This is a genomic window from Desulfovibrio sp. 1188_IL3213 (genome assembly GCF_036763145.1).
Lineage (GTDB): Bacteria > Desulfobacterota > Desulfovibrionia > Desulfovibrionales > Desulfovibrionaceae > Desulfovibrio.
The window spans coordinates 1-3,242 of sequence record NZ_JBAIYR010000267.1; the positions used below are offsets into that span (position 1 = coordinate 1).

General features: G+C 59.7%; 2 protein-coding genes. Both read left to right on the forward strand.

Going from position 1 to position 3,242, the window contains the following annotated elements; genetic code table 11:
• Positions 1–387: 387 nt before the first annotated feature.
• Positions 388–957 carry a helix-turn-helix domain-containing protein gene (locus V6C16_RS09985; protein ID WP_333536389.1) on the forward strand — a complete coding sequence of 190 codons (570 nt, stop codon included), beginning with the start codon at positions 388–390 and terminating at the stop codon, positions 955–957.
• Positions 958–1,166: 209 nt separating this feature from the next.
• Positions 1,167–2,852 (forward strand): AMP-binding protein, encoded by a 1,686-nt coding sequence (locus V6C16_RS09990; protein ID WP_333536387.1) that lies wholly within the window; start codon positions 1,167–1,169, stop codon positions 2,850–2,852.
• Positions 2,853–3,242: the final 390 nt, after the last annotated feature.

Genomic DNA, 3,242 nt, shown 5'->3' on the forward strand with positions numbered 1-3,242 from the left:
CCTTCTGCCTGGCGGCCAGATTCACTCGCGGCACTTCCTGCCTGTGCGCCAAAAATCGGCCGTGCGCCTGCGGCGGCCGCAGCCTGTCCGCTTTCTGCGGCAAGGGGATCAAGGCCGCAGCCCTTGCGGCTTATGCGGCTTTTCGCTAGGGTCTTTTTCTACATATTCCTTTTGTCCGGCACTGTGGCAAAGCGGAGCGTTATATTCAGCCGCATACCATACCAAGTATACTCCCGCGGCCCGGCTCCGTCTTTCCCGCTGCCGGTGCAAAACCACTATGAAAAACAGCCCCAGGCCGGGCGGAATACCGCTTTTTTCACCATACCACTAAAAAAACGCCCGGACGGCGCGTCGCCGTTATGCCGGGCTTACAGTCAGGAGCCTGCCATGCCCGCTGCCCGCACCATCGGTTCGCGTATCCGTGCCTTTCGCGAAGAGCGCGAGGTTGACCTCGAAAGCCTGGCCCAGAATACCGGCCTGGACCAGTGCTATCTGCAAAAGCTTGAAAGCGATGCCATCTATCCCAGCATCGGTCCCTTGCAGAAGGTAGCCCGCGCCCTCGGCGTGCGCCTGGGAACGTTTCTGGACGACCAGTTTACCCGTGACCCCATCATGGGCTGCATCCACGATTCGTGCGAGGGCGAAGAAGCCCTGCACACCGGTCGCATTCCGCGCCCCAGCTACACCTACCAGCCTTTGGGCAAGGGCAAGAACGACCGCAATATGGAGCCGTTCCATATCCGCATTTTTCCCGACACCGGCGAACGCAAAACCAGTTCGCATCAGGGCGAAGAATTCATTCTGGTGCTCAAGGGCGAACTGCTGGTTGTTTATGGCCGCGAAAACCATGTGCTCAAGCCCGGCGAAACCATCTACTATAACTCCATCGTTCCCCATTATGTAGGCGCGGCGGGCGATGAGCCGGTAGAAATTCTGGCCGTGGCCTATAACCCCTAGGCAGCCGCGCGGACAAGGTTTCTCGGGCGCCCTTGAGCGAAACAGGGCGCCCGCGACCGGGAATTGCCGCTGCCCGGCCCAAAACAGGCAAAATTTGACGCAGACCGGCGGACTATAAGGGCAAAGCCATCCAGCCGGTAACGCGCTTATTTTCCCGGACGGACTCACGGCGAAAAACGCATCCGCCCCGCCAAGGCACAGGAGAAAATATGGAAGAAAAAGTTCGCCAGCGCCAAGCCCAGTTTGAACTGCGCGAATGGACGCTGGGCCAGATTCTTGACCATACGGTAAGCCGATATCCCGACAGGGAGGCCCTTGTTTACGCCGACCGCGACTACCGCCAGACCTGGCGGGAATTCGGCGACATGGTGGACCGCTTCGCCAAGGGGCTGATGGCGCTGGGCATTCAAAAAGGCGAAAAGGTGGCCGTATGGGCCACCAACGTGCCGTACTGGGTGGCCCTGCAATTTGCCACGGCCAAGATCGGGGCCATACTGATCACGGTAAACACCAACTACCGCGAGCACGAGCTGCGCTATCTGCTCACCCATTCCGAGTGCGAAAACATTTTTCTTATCGACAGCGTGCGCGACCACGACTATCTGGAAACCCTGTACCGCATCGCGCCCGAACTGCGTGTGCAGGCCAGGCGTTCCCTTGTGTGCAACAGCCTGCCGCACCTCAAACGCGTCTGCTTTCTGGGCATGGAAAAACACCGGGGCATGTATTCCGTACCGGAAATACTCTCCCTGTCGGTCATGGTGGACGACGATGAATACAAGGCCCGGCAGGATTCGCTGCACCCCTGGGACGTCATCAACATGCAGTATACCTCGGGGACCACGGGCTTTCCGCGCGGGGTCATGCTTACCCATGTGGGCGTGGGCCTGAACGGCTACTGGATAGGACGCCACCAGAACTTCGGCCCTGAAGACAGGGTGTGCCTGCCTGTGCCGCTCTTCCACTGCTTCGGCTGCGTGCTGGGTGTTTCGGCCTGCGTCAACCACGGGGCCACAATGGTGATCCTTGAATCCTTCAATCCGCTCAAGGTGCTGGCCGCCGTGGACTCCGAGCGCTGCACGGCCCTGTATGGCGTGCCGACCATGTTTCTGGCGGAACTGGAGCACAAGCTCTTTCACCGTTTTGACATGTCGAGCCTGCGCACGGGCATCATGGCCGGGTCCGTCTGCCCCGAGCCGCTCATGCGCCGCGTCATTGACGACATGAACATGAAAGAGCTCACCATCTGCTACGGGCTTACGGAAGGCTCACCCGTCATGACCCAGTCCGATATTCACGACAGCCTGCAGCAGCGCTGCGAAACCGTGGGCTGCGCCATGCCCGGCATCGAAGTGCGTGTGGCCGATCCCGAAACCTGCGAAGAACTGCCGCGCGGTCAGGTGGGCGAAATTCTCTGCCGGGGCTACAATGTCATGAAGGGCTACTACAATATGCCCGAAGACACGGCGCGCACCATCAGCCCCGAAGGCTGGCTGCATTCCGGCGACCTCGGCGTTATGGACGAGCAGGGCTACCTGCGCATTACGGGCCGCATCAAGGACATGATTATCCGGGGAGGAGAAAACGTCTATCCGCGTGAAATAGAAGAATATCTCATGGGTATGCCCGGCGTGCTGGACGTGCAGGTGGTGGCAGTGCCAAGTTTCAAGTATGGCGAAGAGGTGGCTGCCTTCATTATTCCCCGCCCCGGCGTGGAAATCGGCCCGGAAGACGTGCGGGCTTTCTGCCGCGGCAAGATCGCCTGGTTTAAAATACCCAAATACGTCGCTGTAATAAGTGGGTTCCCCCTGACGGCCAGCGGCAAGATACAAAAATACAAGCTGCGTGAGCAGGCCGCCCAGATGTGGCCTGAAGCCATGGAGCCGAAGCAGTAGGGCGCGTTTGCCCTGAATTCCGGCACGGCATTCAGGCCGTGCCGCGAAATGCCCGCAAGACGTTTTACGTCCGGCGGATGTTTCGCCACAAAAACTCCCGGCACGGTCTTATACCCCTGGCAGAGCATCCCCGCTTTGCATCGCAACGCCTACGGTCAGGCATCTTTGCCGCCCTCGGACTGCAATTGTGCCAAACCTCACGGCACAACATGAAAATGACCATGCCGGATGCAAAGGATCCTACGTGAACGATAAAGACTTTTCCTATGACGAACCGCTGTCCATGCCCGGCGCTCCTGTCTCTGGCGGTGGCGCGGCGCATGAGCATGCCCCGCAGAAAGAATCCGCCAGGGTGCAGTCCCCGGCCGAAAAGCCGGCTGCCGCTCCTTG

Excerpts from the sequence above, each read along its gene's own strand:
- V6C16_RS09985 (WP_333536389.1), top strand. The coding sequence starts at position 388 with ATGCCCGCTGCCCGCACCATCGGTTCGCGTATCCGTGCCTTTCGCGAA.
- V6C16_RS09990 (WP_333536387.1), top strand. The coding sequence starts at position 1,167 with ATGGAAGAAAAAGTTCGCCAGCGCCAAGCCCAGTTTGAACTGCGCGAA.